Here is a 15315-nt window from a genome sequence, read left to right on the forward strand (position 1 = left end):
CCCTTACAAGATCCTCGCCCGCCGAAGCAGCATCCAGGCGGCGCCGATAGACAGCGTGATCAGCACTCCCGCAAAGAAGGTGCCGCCTTCGGTATGAGCGAAGGGCAGGTTTTCGGTGTTCATGCCGAAAAAGCCAGTGACCAGCGTCGGCGGCATCAGGAAGGCGGTCAGCAGCGACAGGATATAGAGGTGGCGATTGGTTTCGGCCTGCGCGCGGGAATCGATATCTTCATGCAGGAGCCGCGCCCGTTCCTGCAGCGAAAACACATCGCGCTCGACCACCTCGATCCGCTCGGTCAGCTTCTGGGCGATTTCCTGAAAGCCGTCGGGCGCCTCGTCGTCGTCTGAGGCGGCGGCGCGGCGGAGCAGCGCCAGTTCGGTGCGCAGGTGGCGATAGAGCTTGACGATCGAGCGCCGGGCCGGGGCCAGCCGGTGGCGCTCGTCACGCTCGGCGTTTTCATAGACGAAATCCTCGATGCGGTTGAGTTCGTCGTTGATCTCCTGCGCCATGGCCATCACCGTGCGCTGGAATTCGATCACCAGCGTCGAAAACACATCCATCGGACCTGAGACGCGGGCGCTGTTCTTCTCCAGCGCTTGGCGCGCCCGGTCGATGCTGCGCAGCGGATGCAGCCTGGTGGTGATGATCATCTTGTCGGTGATGGCGAAATGCAGCCAGCCGATTTCCGAGGTCATTTCGTCAAAGCCCCGCTGCAGGTCGATGATCGTGCCGCAGACGATCTCCGGCGACACCGATAGCGTCGCATGCGCGTCTCTGCTCGTCAGCGCCTGCACGGCCTCGGATGGCAGGCCTTGTATGCCTTCGAGAAGATGCGGCACGCGGGCATCCGACAGGCCCAGATGCAGCCAGAGAAAGCCGGGTTGCGATAAAAGCGCCTCTAGATGGGTGTCCGGCGGCAATCTCAGGCTCGCGCCTGACTGCGGCTCAAAACGTGTCGCCCAGACGAAACCGGGAATGGTGGAGACGGGAAGCTCCATGCTGTCAGCGACGTCCTTCTGTCCGAAACTTTGCCCGGACAGCAATAGGTCGCCGACATGACAGTTTTGCTACAAAATCATGACAGCGAGCGCACGACCGAGCAGATGCAGATCAGCGTGAAGATCGCCGGCAGGGTGAAGCGAACGCTGCGGTGGATTTCGCGAACGAGATAGACGTTGCGCCGCACGGCCGGAAAATCGGCGTATTGCAGTCCAAGATGGATGAGCAGAGTGAGCACCAGGTAGAAATAGCCGAGCGAAATCATGAAGGCGATCGGTGAATTGACCGACATGGACCCCGGAAAGCTCGATTCGAAGGTGAAAGACAGCGCCGCCAGCGCCAGAAGCGCCGAATAGGTGATGCCCGCGTGGTCGACTTTCAACTTCTGCGGAGCCCAGAGAATGAACAGCGACACCGACACGACGGCCGCGAACGGGACGAAGATCCGCAGGAGATAGCGCGGCCATTCGCGGCTCATGGTGGCGGTTGCGGTGGCGCGCACGAATGGCTTGGCGTTCCATCCGTAGAATTGGGTGAGCGTGAAGGACAGCCGTTCTGGCCGCCAATCCGAGATCGAGATCTGCTCCGCGATGGCGGAGAGTTCACGGTCGCGATCATCGACCACGAAAATCAGATCGCTTGCCGAATAGCGCGGGGCAGTGAAGATGAAATCGATATTCTGCCGGTCGAAGGGAAAGGCGGCGAGATCGACCGAAATCCGGAAATCGGCGTCCAACTGCCGGATCAGAGCAATCGAGCCGTCGGCGGAGATCGAGAGGGCCACTGAACGAGAACGGGGCTCATCGATCTGATTGGCGATCGTGACGTCGGGCGTCCAGATCTCGGCGATCTTGCTTTCGGCTTCCTCGCCGAAATAATCGTGCCGGTAGACACCGGCCGCGATCGGATCAAAGGCTTGGTTCGGGTCTCTCCATCCTTGCGTATATTCCACGCGCGCCGAAATTTCGTCCTTGGTTTCCTCAAGCCGGGTGATGTTGAGCACCCGCACCGAGAGGTGGGTTTCGATGGGAAGATGCACGCGTCCCGGCAGCGACGGCGGCGGTCCCGAGGCGAAAGCCTGAGACGCCAGGCCCGCGAAAAGCAAAAACGTCGCGAAAAGCCTGCGGAGCGGAAACATCAGGCGTCTCCGCCGCTGCGAAGCGCCCGGGCGGCGCCGTCGCGCATTTTGAGATAGGCTGCGAGCGCGGTGGTGGGCGCGCCGATGCGGCCGCTCTGCAATTCATCGGCAAGTTCTTCGAGCGGACGGAAGACGAAGGCCCTGAGGCCGGCCATGATGACGCCGAACCCGATCATTAGTCCGGACAGCGCTACAACGATCACGGTCACCAATGTGGCGCGGAAAGCCGCCTCCGCCACCGTGAAATCGCGGGCGACGATCATCGCGCCGATCACTTTGCCCGAATAATCGAGGAGCGGTCGCGTCATCACCCCAAGCGTCGCGGCCTCGCGCTTGGTGATCTCAAGCTCTGGTCCGCGCGACAGTTTGATCAGACCGTCCTTCTGCAGCGCTTCAAACAATGTGCTGTTTGTGGAGCCGTCGAGCTGCAACTTGGCGCCGCGCTCGCCGAAACCGCCTTTGGCGGTGGGGATGTATTGCGGGTCGAGGAAAATCGCGAAATCCGCTCCAGTGGAGGATTTCGACGCCTCCATCAGCATTTTCAGACTGACGCCGACTTCCACCGTGCCGATCACCGCATCACTGTCAATTGCGGCGGAGACGGCGCGCAGGCTGAGGCCCTTCAAGCCGATTTCGAGACCCTTCTGCGGCTTGCGGCTGCGGTTGGCGGCCAGCACCATCGGCCGGATCTTTGACAGATCCTGCCCGAAGTCCTCGGGAGCCCAGACGCGCAGGAAGGATTTGATGTCGGCTGTCTGGAAATGCAGCACGTCGACGCCCGCTTCGAGCGCCAGGCTGTCGAGCGTCGGCTTCATCTTGGCCATGAGCCCCGCCCGATCGCCAGCCTTCAGCAGCGCGATCACCTGATTATCCTGGGCGATCAGTTCAGAATGACTGACCGTCAGGTTTTCCGCCTGAGTCATGGCGGTGATCAGCACGAGGCTGGTCGCCTCGATTTCCTTCTTCTCGCTTGCGGAAAGCGCTGCACGTCCATCCGCATAAAGGATCCAGCCGCCGATCGCCAGGGTCGCCCCCAGGATCAGGCTGGCGATGACGGCAATTCTGCGCTCGAGCTTCATGGTGGTCCCGCAATCGAAATGAAACGCTTCTAGCGTTAGCGACTGCGGGAAAACTTGTCGACGATGGTGAACTATGCGGAAAGCTGCATTCCACAGTCCCCTTAATTGACGTTTACGTAAAAATCAATTAGACCGACTTTCGAAAGTCCGCAGCGCGCGCTAGGCTGCGGCGGCACGATCAGCTTGGAGGAGCGGAATGTACAAGGCGCCCGTGGGAGAAATTCTGGCTGCGCTCAAGGCGCAGGGGTTGGACATGGCGTTGGGACGCGGCGCTTATGCGGAGCTGACTGGCGATGTCGTTGAGGCCATCGTGGAGGAGGCGGGAAAGTTCGCCAGCGACGAGGTCGCGCCTCTGGGCGAGATCGGCGACAGGCAGGGTTCGCGCCTGATCGACGGCGCGATCAGGACGCCCGATGGTTGGGCGGATCTCTACAAGGCCTGGTCGACCGCCGGATGGAATTCGCTCACCGCGCCTGAGGCCTATGGCGGCCAGGCGCTGCCGCATATGCTTCTCGTGGCGACGCTAGAAATGTGGAATGGCGGCTCACTCGCGTTCTCCCTCTGCCCGACGCTCACCATCGGCGCGATCGAGGCGATCGAGGCGCATGCGACGCAAACGCTCAAGCAAACATACCTGCCCAAAATGATCTCCGGCGAGTGGACCGGCTCGATGAACCTCACCGAGCCGCATTCCGGCTCCGATCTCGGGGTCATGCGCAGCCGCGCCGAGCGCCGCGACGACGGCAGCTACCGCATCTTCGGCCAGAAGATCTATATCACCTATGGCGAACACGATTTCACAGACAATATCATCCATCTCGTGCTGGCCCGCCTGCCGGACGCGCCTGCCGGTTCGCGCGGCATCTCGCTGTTTTTGGTGCCGAAATTCCTTGTCAATGGCGATGGCTCGCTCGGCGCGCGCAACGACGCCTATTGCCATTCCATCGAGCACAAGCTCGGCATTCACGGCTCCCCCACCTGCACCATGATCTTCGGCGACGGCAAGTTCGGCGAGGAGAAGGGCGCGATCGGCTATCTGATCGGCGAGGAGAACAAGGGTCTCGCCTGCATGTTCACCATGATGAACAACGCCCGTCTCGCTGTCGGTATGCAGGGCGTCGCCGTCTGCGAAGCGGCGACCCAGAAGGCCATCGCCTACGCCAAAGAGCGCACCCAAGGCCGCGCGCCCGGCTGGACCGGCGCCGGCATGAGCCCGATCATCGAACATCCCGACATCCAGCGCATGCTGGCGACGATGAAGGCGCTGACCGCAGGCTCGCGCGCCATCGCTTATGCCTGCGCTCACGCCATTGACATGGCGCATGTGACAGAAGGCGATGACAACAGGCACTGGCAGGAGCGCGCCAATCTGCTGACGCCGATCGCCAAGAGCTTCCCCACCGATTGCGGGGTCGAGGTCGCCTCGCTCGGCGTGCAGGTGCATGGCGGCATGGGTTTCATCGAGGAAACCGGCGCGGCCCGGCTCTATCGCGATGTGCGCATCACCACGATCTATGAGGGCACCAACGGCATCCAGGCCATCGATCTCATCGGCCGCAAGCTGCCGCAGTCGAATGGCGCACATGTGCTCGGCTTCATCGACGAGCTCGCCGCAACGGTCGATCAGGTCCGCGCCTCCAACGATCCCGGATTCGGCCGCACTGCCGACAGCCTCGACGCTGCGCTCGCCGATCTCCGCGAAGCCACCACCTGGCTGCTCGCCAGCATGGGCGAGGGGAAGATGACCGAGGCGCTCGCCGGCGCCACGCCCTATCAGCGCCAGTTCGGGCTCACACTCACCGGCGTCTATCTCGCCAAATCCGCCATCACCCCTGTCGACGATGGCAAGGCCGAGACGCGCGTCGCGCTCGCCCGCTTCGCCAGTGAAAACCTGATCGCCGAGACGGCGGCGCTGAAGGACCGTGTCATGCACGGGGCTGAAAGCCTGGCCGCCGTTCGCGCCGCCCTTGCCTGAGGAGACCATCATGACCGACCATATCCTGATCGAGCGTCCCGAGGCGCATCCCGGCGTCACCGTCATCCGCATGAACCGGCTCGACAAGAAGAACGCCATCACCCGCGACATGTATGGCCAGATGGCGTTGGCGCTGGCAGAAGCCGACGCCGATGACGCCATCCGCGCCGTCGTTCTCTCAGGCGGGCCCGGCTGCTTCTCGTCTGGCAACGATCTCGCCGATTTCATTCAGATCGCCGCAGTCGAAAGCGAAGCCAAGAATGTCATCGCCTTCCTGCATGAACTCGCGCGCTTCACCAAGCCGCTTCTGTCGGCGGTCGATGGCATCGCCATCGGCGTCGGCGTCACCATGCATATGCATTGCGACCTGACCTTCGCCTCGACGCGCACTGTGTTCAAGACGCCGTTCACCGATCTCGCCGTCGTGCCGGAAGCCGGCTCGTCGCTGCTCGGCCCGCGCATCATGGGCCATCAGCGCGCTTTCGCCATGCTGGCGATGGGGGAGGGCTTCTCCGCCGAAGAGGCGCGTGAGGCCGGCCTGATCTGGAAGGTTCTGCCGGAGGACGAGGTCGAAGGCGCCGCACTCGCCGCAGCCTCCAGACTGGCCGCCAAGCCGCGCGACTCGCTCACGATCTCGCGCCGGCTGCTGAAGGGCGACGTCGATGCGCTGCGCGATCACATGGATGAGGAGATGAAACACTTCCTCGCCCAGTTGCGCTCCAAGGAGGCCGCAGCCGTCTATGCCGGCTTCTTCGCCAAGAAGGGATAAACCCTTACTGCGCTATAGCTTCGTGTCGGAAAAGCCGTCGCTCGCGATCGCCGTGCAGAAATCCGCCCAGGAACAGTCCTTGCAGGCCTCGCGGATATCTCCGCTCGCAAAGGCGGCGCGCAACGCCTCGACCCGCTCTGCGGTCAGCACGATGGCGGAGCCCTTGTCCGCAAGGTCGGGCAGCAGGCGAGCGACAGAGGCGATGGCCGTGCGATCCATCTCCATCGTCGAGGCCAGCGAACAGTCGTGATCGGACATATCGCGACAGGCGGCGGTGAAGCCGTTGCAGATGTCATCGGGGCCTGCGGTGAGTTCCACCCCTGCGCCGGCTTTGATCGCGGCGACCACCCGGCTCATATTGGCGACGAAGGCCGGCGTATAGCCATAGCCGCGATAGGTCAGCACGCATAAAAAATGATGCCCGCGCAAGCGCACGGGCATCATGTCATTCAAGAGAATGTCTTTTCGTTCAGCCACGGATCAGGCTGGACGCGCCGGAGATCACGCCCTTGGCAATGAGGATCGCGAGCGCAGCCTTGACGAGGTCGATGGCGATGAACGGAACCACGCCGACCGCGAACGCAGCCTGGAGATTCTCGATCAGGGTGGCCTGACCCATAAAGGTCGACAGCCAGGCGACGCCGCAGGCGAACATCGCCACCTCACCGATCACAACGGCGATAGCCGCGCCAACGAAGCCACGGGCGAAACCGCGATCAACCATCCAGCCGATGATCACGGCCTGCAGGAAAAAGCCGACGAGATAGCCGGCCGACGGGCCGAGTGGCAGGAGCGACTTGAACTGGGCGAAGACCGGCAGGCCCATCGCGCCTTCGAGCAGGTAGAGACCGAGCGACGCAGCGGCAAGGCGATGACCAAAGGTCAGGCCGATCAGGATCACGGCGAGCGTCTGCAGCGTGGTCGGCACCGGCCAGCCGATCGCGATCTGCGACATGGCGGCGAGAAACAGGCTGCCGCCGAACGCGATGGCCGCCTTGCGGGCGAGCGTCGAGCCAAACAGCGTGTCGAGCGTCTGGGCGCCCGAGGAGAGAGCGAGATTTGCCATCGGAAATTTCCCTTCCTACGAAATATGGTCCCACCTCTGTCACAAACCGGTCAGTCCTTGTCAATCCGTCCTTCGGTTGGGTTAACGATTTTATCCCGCGCCGCGGCGCCGGCGACTGTGGACCGGCAAGGCGTAAGAGGCTATATCAGGCGCCATGACGACACGCCTCTATGAACATCAGGTCTTTCTCGCTCATCATGTTCCGGAGGGCCATCCGGAACGTCCAGATCGTTTGCGCGCCCTGAATGCGGCGCTCGAGCATCCGCATTTCTCCACGCTCGACCGCCAGGAAGCGCCCGTCGCCAATGAGGACGCGGTGCTGCTCGCCCATCCCGAGGAACATCTGTTTTCGGTGATGCGCTCGATGCCCGAAGAAGGCGTCAAACAGATCGAGGCCGACACCCATGCCAGCCCCGAAAGCCTGAAGGCGGCGCTCACCGCCATCGGCGGGGCTATGGCGGGCGTTGACGACGTCTTCGCTGGCAAGGCCGACAATGTCTTCGTGGCGGGCCGACCGCCGGGCCATCACGCCGAGCATGACAAGGTCATGGGCTTCTGCTTCTTCAATACGGTGGCCATCGCCGCCCGCCATGCGCAGAAGACCTATGGCGTCGAACGCGTCGCCATTGTCGATTTCGACGTGCATCACGGCAATGGCACCCAGGATATTTTCTGGAACGATCCCTCGGTGCTGTTCTGCTCGACGCATCAGATGCCGCTCTATCCCGGCACCGGCGCCAAGGACGAGACGGGCGCTCACGATACGATCGTCAACGCGCCGCTCAGCCCCAATTCCGCCGGCGATCATTTCCGCGAGGCGATGAAGAGCCGGGTATTGCCGGCGCTTGAGAATTTTCGCCCCGATTTCCTGCTGATCTCAGCTGGCTTCGACGCCCATCACCGTGATCCGCTCGCCCAGATCAATCTGGTCGGCGACGATTTCGACTGGATCACTGGCCGCCTGATGGAAATCGCGGGGAAATATGCGGGAAACCGTCTCGTCAGCGTGCTCGAAGGCGGCTATGACCTCGAAGGCTTGGCGGAATCGGCCGGGCTGCATATTGCGCGACTGATGAGAGGATGACGATGAGCGACGCCACAGATCTTTCCGGCCTGAGTTTCGAACAGGCCGTGCAGGAACTCGAATCGATCGTTGCGCGTCTCGAACGCGGCGACGTGCCGCTCGACCAGTCGATCGCCATTTACGAACGCGGCGAGGCGCTGAAGAAACATTGCGAGACCCTGCTCGGCGCCGCCGAATCCCGCATCGAAAAGATCCGTCTTGATCGGGCCGGCAAGCCCGCGGGCGTCGAGCCGCTCGATCCGGCGTGATGGCGCGCGCGTTCGTCTTCATAGTCGGGCGCCGTTGACCCCCGTTAGCAAGCCCGCTAGCGTCCCGCCGCATGATCAGGAGGGACACGATGACCAGAAATTTCGCCTTGGCCGCCGGGCTTTTCGCCCTTGGCGCGAGCACCGCTCTGGCCAATGACACCACTGCCGTCTTGAAGACCGGCGGGCTGGAATTCACCCGCAGCGCCGACATTTCCATGGAGAAGGAAGTTCTCTTCATTTCCATGCAGCAAATTCGCGTCGACTATGTGTTCCGCAATTCGTCCGATAAGGCGATCGATACGCTCGTCGCCTTCCCGATGCCGGATATCGACGGCGGGCCGATGTCGGATGTTTCCTCCGGCGATCAAAACCAGGACAATTTCCTCGATTTCACCGTCACGCAGGACGGGGTGGCGATCGAGCCTCAGCTGCAGCAGCGCGCCTGGGCCAATGCGCTCGACGTGACCGAGGAGATCAAGGCGGCCGGCATATCGCTTCTTCCCAACAGCGAAGCGACGCAAAAGGCGGTCGATACTCTGCCCAAGGAGACGCTCGACAAATGGGTGGCCGACGGTCTGGTGCGGATCGACAGCTGGGACCAGGGCAATGGCGAGGAAACCCACTACATTCCGATCTGGACGTTGAAGTCAGCCTATTACTGGCGCGCGCGCTACGAGCCTGGCGTCGATATCAACGTGTCCCACACCTATAAGCCCAGCGTCGGCGGCACGGTGCAGCCGGCCTTCCTCAACGAGAACCAGCAGCCCAAGGGGCAGTATTACGAGGAATACAAGGCCAAATACTGCGTGGACGACGGCTTCGTGCGCGCCGCGCAGAAAACGCTGAAAGCCATGATGGCCGGCAAGCCCTATCACTACGAGTCCTGGATTTCCTATGTGCTGACCACCGGCGCAAACTGGGCCGGTCCGATCAAGGACTTCACCCTCATCGTCGACAAGGGATCCAAGGACAACTATGTCAGCTTCTGCGGAACCAACGTCAAGAAGATCGGCCCGACGACCTTCGAGATGAAGGCGACGGATTTCTGGCCGGAAAAGGATCTCGATGTGCTGATCCTGAACTACAACGATCCTGCAGCCAATCCGGGGTGAGGGTTTAAGCGGTAAGGGGTGGCGCCGTTGCTACCCCCTCATCCGGCCTGCCGGCCACCTTCTCCCCACAGGCGGGGAGAAGGAGACTCCTGGCGATGTCGGCGCTCCATCCGCCTTCTCCCCGTCCTACGGGGAGAAGGTCCCGGCAGGGGGATGAGGGGCGGTCACGCGCATGTATTGCCGATCAGATCCCTCTCAATCATAAAGCTGATACTGCTCCCACTCTTCCCGTGGAACCCTGCTTCCGATCTTGTAGTCGAACCTGACGACATCGACATGATCGGCGCTGGTGGTGCAGCTGTAGGACAGCCGGTACCACTCGCCCTTGCGGCGGAAGACGGCGCCGGGGGCGTCGATATGGGCCTTGCGGTAATGCGGGTCGGAGAAGGTGTAGGCGATCACTTTGTCGCCTTTCACTTTGGCCATGCCTTCGGTGTCGCAGCGCTGCTCCAGCTGGTCGCGTGGCGCCAGGCGCTTGATCTGGCTGAGCATTTTCTGGTCGATGGCGTGGGCCGGCATGGGCGTGAGGAGACTGGCGGCCAAGGCTGCCATTCTGCTTGTCTTCATTCCGTTTTATCCTCGTTCAGTCTGCTGAAAAGCGGTCGGCAAAGCGACGGCTGGGGTCGTCAGGTGACGATGGGACGCATTGGCGCGGGCAATGCGCTCCTCAAATTCCACCACAGTCGGGCGAGAATGGGGCGGGGGCTCGAATGAGCAGGGAGAACCGCGCCGCGTGGCGGCGCGATGGAGGGAGAAGTCAGGCGAGCCGCTCGGCCATTTCGCGTCCCAGCGCGGAGAACACCGCGCTCACGATGCCCTTGCGGTCGAGACCGGCATAAGCGTTCATCGCCTCAGGCTTGGCCTGATCCATATAGATGTCCGGCATCACCAGCGGCCGCACCTTGAGGCGTCCGTCGAGCAGGCCCTCGATCGCCAGCGCATGCAGCACATGCGCGCCGAAGCCGCCGATCGCGCCTTCCTCCACCGTCACCAGCACTTCATGGTGCCGCGCCAGCTGACGGATCAGTTCGAGATCCAGCGGCTTGGCGAAGCGGGCGTCGGCGACCGTGGTCGACAGGCCCGCCGCATCGAGATCTTCCGCCGCCATCAGACAGTCGGCAAGGCGGGTGCCGAAGGACAGGAGCGCCACCTTCGAACCCTGCTTGACCACCCGGCCCTTGCCGATCTGCAGGATCTCGCCGCGTTCGGGCAGGTCGACGCCCACGCCTTCGCCGCGCGGATAGCGGAAAGAGATCGGGCCGTCGTCATAGGCCGCAGCAGTGCGCACCATATGCTTGAGTTCGGCTTCGTCGGCGGCGGCCATCACCACCATGCCCGGCAGCGTGGCGAGGAAGGTCGTGTCGAACGATCCCGCATGGGTCGGCCCGTCGGCGCCGACATAGCCGGCGCGGTCGATGGCGAAGCGCACCGGCAGCGACTGGATCGCCACGTCATGCACCACCTGGTCATAGGCGCGCTGCAGGAAGGTTGAGTAAAGCGCGGTGAACGGCTTGTAGCCGTCGGCGGCGAGGCCGGCGGCGAAGGTCACGCCATGCTGTTCGGCAATGCCGACATCGAAGCAGCGCTTGGGAAAAATCTCGCCGAACTTGTCCAGCCCCGTGCCCGTGGGCATGGCGGCGGTGATGCCGACGATCTTGGAATCGTGATGGGCCTCCTGGATCAGCGCATCGGCGAAGACCGAGGTGTAGGACGGCGCATTCGGCTTGGCTTTCGCCTGTGCGCCGGTGATGACGTCGAATTTGTTGACGCCGTGATATTTGTCGGCGGCGGCTTCGGCGGGCGCGTAGCCCTTGCCCTTCTGCGTCACCACATGGATCAGCACCGGTCCGGTGGAATTGTCGCGCACATTGCGCAGCACCGGCAGGAGATGGTCGAAGGAGTGACCGTCGATCGGGCCAATATGGTAGAAGCCGAGCTCCTCGAACAGCGTGCCGCCGGTCACATAGCCGCGCGCATGCTCCACGGCGCGGGTGATGGCGCGGTCGACCTTCTTGCCGAGATAGGCGGTCAGCTTCTTGCCGAGTTCGCGGAAGCCGAGATAGGTGCGGCCCGAGGCGAGGCGGGCGAGATAGGCGCTCATCGCGCCTGTCGGCGGGGCGATCGACATGTCGTTGTCGTTGAGGATGACGATCAGCCGGGCGTCGAGCGAACCGGCATTGTTGAGCGCTTCAAACGCCATGCCGCCCGACAGCGCGCCGTCGCCGATCACGGCGATGACATTGCGCCTGCGGCCATCGAGATCGGCCGCCACGGCCATACCCAAGCCTGCGGAAATCGAGGTCGAGGAATGGGCCGCGCCGAACGGATCATAATCGCTTTCGGCCCGCTTGGTGAAGCCGGACAGACCGTTTTCCTGCCTGAGCGTGCGGATGCGTTCCCGCCGGCCGGTGAGGATCTTGTGCGGATAGCATTGATGGCCGACATCGAAAATGATGCGATCATCCGGCGTGTCGAACACTTTGTGAAGCGCGATCGTCAGCTCGACCACGCCGAGGCCTGCGCCCAGATGCCCGCCTGTCTTGGAGACGGCGTCGATCATCTCGACCCGAAGCTCGGCGGCGAGCTGCGGCATCTCCTTGTCGTCGAGCTTGCGGAGATCCTCGGGATAGGAAACCTTGTCGAGGAGCGGCGTCTGGGGCATTGCGTTCACGGGCTGGTCCTGTCACCGGACAAAGTTGAAGCCGGCTTATTATCGCTCTTTGAGCCTTTTTCAACAGCAAACAACGCTGAAAATGAGGCGCGCATCGGACCACCCTAGCCCCAATCGCGTCAGCCGCCAAGCTTGGCGCGCCAAAACGCGTCGTTACGTCGCCGGCAGCGGGATGAATTCCTCCTCGTCGCCGGGCACGATATCGAACTTGCCGGTGCGCCATTCTTCCTTGGCTTGTTCGATCCGCTCCTTGGAGGAGGAGACGAAATTCCACCAGATATAGCGCTTCTCGGCCATCGCCTCGCCGCCGAACAGCATGATGTGGCAGCCCGTCGGTCCCGCCGTCAGGTCGATCGAGTCGCCCGGGCGGAATACCAGCAATTGATCGGCGGGATGTTCGATGCCGGAAATCAGCACCGTTCCCTCCAGTACATAGGCGGCGCGCTCTTCCGCGCCGGCCGGGAAGGGACAGGTCTCGCCGGCGCCGATCGTCAGGTCGACATAAACCGTGTCGGTCGGCGTCTTGACTGGCGAGGCGAGGCCTTGCCAGGATCCGATCACGACACGGCCGCGGCTTGCGCCGTCTTCAAACACTGGCAGATCGCCGACGCCGGTATGGGCGAACACGGGGTCGATCTCTTCATGGCTTTCCGGCAGCGCCAGCCAGGTCTGCAGGCCGGAGATTGAGAAGGGCTTTCCGCGCAGATTGTCCGGCGTCCGCTCGGAATGGACGATGCCGCGCCCGGATGTCATCAGATTGATGTCGCCGGGCTTGATCACCATACCGGTGCCCAGACTGTCGCGGTGATGGATCTCGCCATCAAACAGATAGGTGACCGTGGACAGCCCGATATGCGGGTGCGGCCGCACATCCATGGCCTGGCCGGCGCGCAACAGGGCAGGGCCCATCCGGTCGAAGAAGATGAACGGGCCGACCATTCGGCGCTTGGCGGAGGGCAGCGCACGGCGCACCTCGAAATTGCCGATATCGGACGAGCGCGGAATGATCAGAAGCTCGACCTGGTCGACGGCCTGCGCGTCGCCGGGCTCTGGATCGTGGCCGGGAAAGAAGGACATGGTCTGTCTCCTGTTCAGACAACGACTATGGCCGAGGAGCCGGAAAATGAAAACCCCCGGACGGCGGACCGTCCGGGGGCGTCATGTCTGTGAGGGATGGAGCCGATCAGAACTCCTCCCAGTCGTCCTTGACAGCGAGATTGCCGCTTGTCGGCCGGGGCGCGGAGTTGCGACTGCGCTGCGGAGCGCTGAAGGTTGCGCTCGCCATGCGAGAAGCGGTCTGGCGCAGAAGGTTTGCGGGCTGCGCCGCCGTATGAGCAAGCGAAAACCGGTTGACGAGATCGCGCAGCTTGGCGGCTTCCTGGGCCAGCGTTGCAGCCGCCGCGCTCGATTGTTCCACCATGGCCGCATTCTGCTGCGTGGAATGATCCATTGAGGAAACAGCGGCGTTGACTTCCTTGAGCCCGATCGATTGTTCGCGGGACGCCGTGGAGATTTCCTCCATCTTGCGATTGATCGTCAGGATGTGGCCGCCGATCGCATTGAGCGCGGCGCCTGCGTCGCGCACCAGTTTCACACCATTACCGACTTCGTTCGACGAGTTCTGGATCAGTTCCTTGATCTCCTTAGCGGCATTGGCCGACCGTTGGGCGAGTTCGCGCACTTCCTGCGCCACGACGGCAAAGCCCTTGCCGGCGTCTCCGGCGCGTGCGGCTTCCACGCCGGCGTTCAACGCCAGCAGATTGGTCTGGAAGGCGATTTCGTCGATCACGCTGATGATGCTGGCAATCTTGCCGGAGGAATCCTCGATGCGCTGCATGGCGGCTTCGGCATTGGCGACGATCGCGCCTGATTTGCCGGCGTCGGCATTGGCCACCGTCGCCTCGTCGAGCACTTCCTTGGTCAGATGCGTCGAATTGGAGACGTTGACGGTGATTTGTTCGACGGCCGATGTGGTCTCTTCAAGCGAGGCGGCTTGCGATTCCGTGCGCTTGGCGAGATCGGCTGCGCCGGTGGCGATCTCGCGCGAACCAGCATCGATGACGCTCACGCTCGACCGGATGGCGGACAATGCGTCGCCGAGCTGCTTGACCGAGGCGTTGAAGTCGTGCCGCAGGGCTTCGAAGTCTGGTGCGAAAGGTTCGGTCAGTTCGAAGGCCAGATCGCCATCGGCCAGCCGACGCAATCCGCCGGCAAGTCCCGAGGTCGCCTGTTTGAGGCGGGCGGCAGCCTCGGATTCGGCGCGGGCCTGCGTCTCCAGGCGGCTGCGCTCCATCATCTGACGGTTCTCTTCCGCTTCGGCCTCGAGTTTGCGATTGCGAATGAACGCGGCCCGGAACACGTCGAGCGCCCGCGCCATGGCGCCGATCTCGTCGGCGCGGTCATGACCTTCGACATCCACAGAGATGTCGCCATTTGCGAGATGCTCCGTGGCGTTCGCCAGCTTGCGCAGCGGGCGGATTGCGGTGAGCCTGAGAAGAAGGGCGATGGCGCCGAGCGCGATGGTCAACACGGCGAAGCCGATCAGGAGTTTCGTCTTGATCGCAGCCGACACGGCGGCGCGCTCGGGAGCGAGATCGACGGCGGCGCTATAGGCGCCCACGACTTCGCCCGCCTGAATATTCATTTTTGCGGTATGACAGGCCGCGCAGGCTGGATCGGCCGCAGTGCCCTGACCCAGAATGACCGGGCGCGTGATGCGCATATGTTCGCCTGCGACCGTGACCTGGCCGGCCTTGTCGGTGATTGTCTTTTCGTCAACGGCGTCTTTGGGGCCTTCGAATTCCTGTGCGCCTTCCGATTTCTGGAAGGCCACGATCTTCGGACCCATCACCAGCCAGAGATCGACGCCCTGGCTCTGGGAGGAAAAGCGCTCCATGGTTCCGTCGAGCGTTTCGATCGCGGGATCGCCGTCCGCCACCTTGTCCCGGTTCAGCATGGCGCTCACATGCACGGATTCCAGCATGTCGAGCGCCGCATCGCCGCGCTTCTGCGCGTTTTCTTCGATCGACGCATTCTGCTGGGAAATTTCATAGGCGAGATTGGCGGCGCCAACCAACACCAGAACAGCTGCGACGCTGCCGATGATCTGCACCGACAGTGGTAGAGAATTGATGATGGATTTCACGATGGCTCCGCCCCACACGAATGACAGG

Annotated in this window: 14 protein-coding genes; 5 read left to right on the forward strand and 9 right to left on the reverse strand. The window is 62.8% G+C overall.

What is annotated here, in order from left to right; genetic code table 11:
* Nucleotides 1-3 precede the first annotated feature (3 nt).
* The 3 genes from M2360_RS09760 to M2360_RS09770 form a co-directional block, all read right to left on the reverse strand.
* Entirely contained in the window at nt 4-999 is a 996-nt protein-coding gene (locus tag M2360_RS09760) for a transporter (RefSeq protein WP_280774800.1), read from the reverse strand.
* 77 nt (nt 1000-1076) lie between these two features.
* On the reverse strand, nt 1077-2138 hold the full coding sequence (locus M2360_RS09765) for a neurotransmitter-gated ion-channel ligand-binding protein (RefSeq protein ID WP_280774802.1): 1062 nt from the start codon (nt 2136-2138) through the stop codon (nt 1077-1079).
* The gene (locus tag M2360_RS09770; protein ID WP_280774804.1) at nt 2138-3217 is read right to left on the reverse strand and encodes a cache domain-containing protein; all 1080 of its coding nucleotides are present in this window, start codon (nt 3215-3217) and stop codon (nt 2138-2140) included. Before M2360_RS09770 ends, M2360_RS09765 begins: the two co-directional genes overlap by 1 nt.
* A gap of 196 nt (nt 3218-3413) precedes the next feature.
* On the opposite strand from M2360_RS09770, the gene M2360_RS09775 reads away from it, so the two are divergent.
* Both M2360_RS09775 and M2360_RS09780 read left to right on the forward strand, forming a co-directional pair.
* Nucleotides 3414-5192 carry an acyl-CoA dehydrogenase gene (locus tag M2360_RS09775; protein WP_280774805.1) on the forward strand — a complete coding sequence of 593 codons (1779 nt, stop codon included), beginning with the start codon at nt 3414-3416 and terminating at the stop codon, nt 5190-5192.
* 10 nt (nt 5193-5202) lie between these two features.
* Nucleotides 5203-5961: a crotonase/enoyl-CoA hydratase family protein gene (locus M2360_RS09780; RefSeq protein ID WP_280774807.1), complete on the forward strand. Its 759-nt coding sequence runs from the start codon at nt 5203-5205 to the stop codon at nt 5959-5961.
* A 12-nt stretch (nt 5962-5973) separates the two neighbouring features.
* On the opposite strand, the gene M2360_RS09785 is transcribed toward M2360_RS09780, so the two are convergent.
* Both M2360_RS09785 and M2360_RS09790 read right to left on the reverse strand, forming a co-directional pair.
* Nucleotides 5974-6405, reverse strand: a complete 432-nt coding sequence (locus tag M2360_RS09785) for a DUF1284 domain-containing protein (protein ID WP_280774936.1) — start codon at nt 6403-6405, stop codon at nt 5974-5976.
* A gap of 25 nt (nt 6406-6430) precedes the next feature.
* Nucleotides 6431-7027 (reverse strand): biotin transporter BioY, encoded by a 597-nt coding sequence (locus M2360_RS09790; protein WP_280774809.1) that lies wholly within the window; start codon nt 7025-7027, stop codon nt 6431-6433.
* Nucleotides 7028-7181: 154 nt separating this feature from the next.
* Between M2360_RS09790 and M2360_RS09795 the strand changes: the two genes are divergently transcribed.
* From M2360_RS09795 to M2360_RS09805, 3 genes are all read left to right on the forward strand, one after another.
* Complete coding sequence (locus tag M2360_RS09795) at nt 7182-8111, forward strand: histone deacetylase family protein (protein ID WP_280774811.1); 930 nt, start codon at nt 7182-7184, stop codon at nt 8109-8111.
* Nucleotides 8108-8359, forward strand: coding sequence for an exodeoxyribonuclease VII small subunit (locus M2360_RS09800; RefSeq protein ID WP_280774813.1), 252 nt, complete (start codon nt 8108-8110; stop codon nt 8357-8359). Before M2360_RS09795 ends, M2360_RS09800 begins: the two co-directional genes overlap by 4 nt.
* 89 nt (nt 8360-8448) lie before the next feature.
* Entirely contained in the window at nt 8449-9471 is a 1023-nt protein-coding gene (locus M2360_RS09805; RefSeq protein ID WP_280774816.1) for a DUF4424 domain-containing protein, read from the forward strand.
* A gap of 195 nt (nt 9472-9666) precedes the next feature.
* Here the strand turns inward: M2360_RS09805 and M2360_RS09810 are convergent, their stop codons facing one another.
* From M2360_RS09810 to M2360_RS09825, 4 genes are all read right to left on the reverse strand, one after another.
* On the reverse strand, nt 9667-10038 hold the full coding sequence (locus tag M2360_RS09810) for a DUF930 domain-containing protein (protein WP_280774817.1): 372 nt from the start codon (nt 10036-10038) through the stop codon (nt 9667-9669).
* A 190-nt stretch (nt 10039-10228) separates the two neighbouring features.
* Complete coding sequence (gene dxs, locus M2360_RS09815; protein ID WP_280774819.1) at nt 10229-12142, reverse strand: 1-deoxy-D-xylulose-5-phosphate synthase; 1914 nt, start codon at nt 12140-12142, stop codon at nt 10229-10231.
* 153 nt (nt 12143-12295) lie between these two features.
* Nucleotides 12296-13219 carry a pirin family protein gene (locus tag M2360_RS09820; RefSeq protein WP_280774821.1) on the reverse strand — a complete coding sequence of 308 codons (924 nt, stop codon included), beginning with the start codon at nt 13217-13219 and terminating at the stop codon, nt 12296-12298.
* A 106-nt stretch (nt 13220-13325) separates the two neighbouring features.
* Nucleotides 13326-15287, reverse strand: coding sequence for a methyl-accepting chemotaxis protein (locus tag M2360_RS09825; protein ID WP_280774823.1), 1962 nt, complete (start codon nt 15285-15287; stop codon nt 13326-13328).
* Nucleotides 15288-15315: the final 28 nt, after the last annotated feature.

The sequence above is a fragment of the Rhizobium sp. SG_E_25_P2 genome (genome assembly GCF_029892285.1).
In the GTDB taxonomy this organism is placed as follows: domain Bacteria; phylum Pseudomonadota; class Alphaproteobacteria; order Rhizobiales; family Rhizobiaceae; genus Rhizobium_E.

Coding starts and splice junctions, on each gene's coding strand:
- M2360_RS09820 (WP_280774821.1), bottom strand. CDS start 13,219: ATGTCCTTCTTTCCCGGCCACGATCCAGAGCCCGGCGACGCGCAGGCC.
- M2360_RS09805 (WP_280774816.1), top strand. CDS start 8,449: ATGACCAGAAATTTCGCCTTGGCCGCCGGGCTTTTCGCCCTTGGCGCG.
- M2360_RS09785 (WP_280774936.1), bottom strand. CDS start 6,405: ATGATGCCCGTGCGCTTGCGCGGGCATCATTTTTTATGCGTGCTGACC.
- M2360_RS09790 (WP_280774809.1), bottom strand. CDS start 7,027: ATGGCAAATCTCGCTCTCTCCTCGGGCGCCCAGACGCTCGACACGCTG.
- M2360_RS09800 (WP_280774813.1), top strand. CDS start 8,108: ATGACGATGAGCGACGCCACAGATCTTTCCGGCCTGAGTTTCGAACAG.
- M2360_RS09780 (WP_280774807.1), top strand. CDS start 5,203: ATGACCGACCATATCCTGATCGAGCGTCCCGAGGCGCATCCCGGCGTC.
- M2360_RS09765 (WP_280774802.1), bottom strand. CDS start 2,138: ATGTTTCCGCTCCGCAGGCTTTTCGCGACGTTTTTGCTTTTCGCGGGC.
- M2360_RS09760 (WP_280774800.1), bottom strand. CDS start 999: ATGGAGCTTCCCGTCTCCACCATTCCCGGTTTCGTCTGGGCGACACGT.
- M2360_RS09770 (WP_280774804.1), bottom strand. CDS start 3,217: ATGAAGCTCGAGCGCAGAATTGCCGTCATCGCCAGCCTGATCCTGGGG.
- M2360_RS09810 (WP_280774817.1), bottom strand. CDS start 10,038: ATGAAGACAAGCAGAATGGCAGCCTTGGCCGCCAGTCTCCTCACGCCC.
- M2360_RS09775 (WP_280774805.1), top strand. CDS start 3,414: ATGTACAAGGCGCCCGTGGGAGAAATTCTGGCTGCGCTCAAGGCGCAG.
- M2360_RS09795 (WP_280774811.1), top strand. CDS start 7,182: ATGACGACACGCCTCTATGAACATCAGGTCTTTCTCGCTCATCATGTT.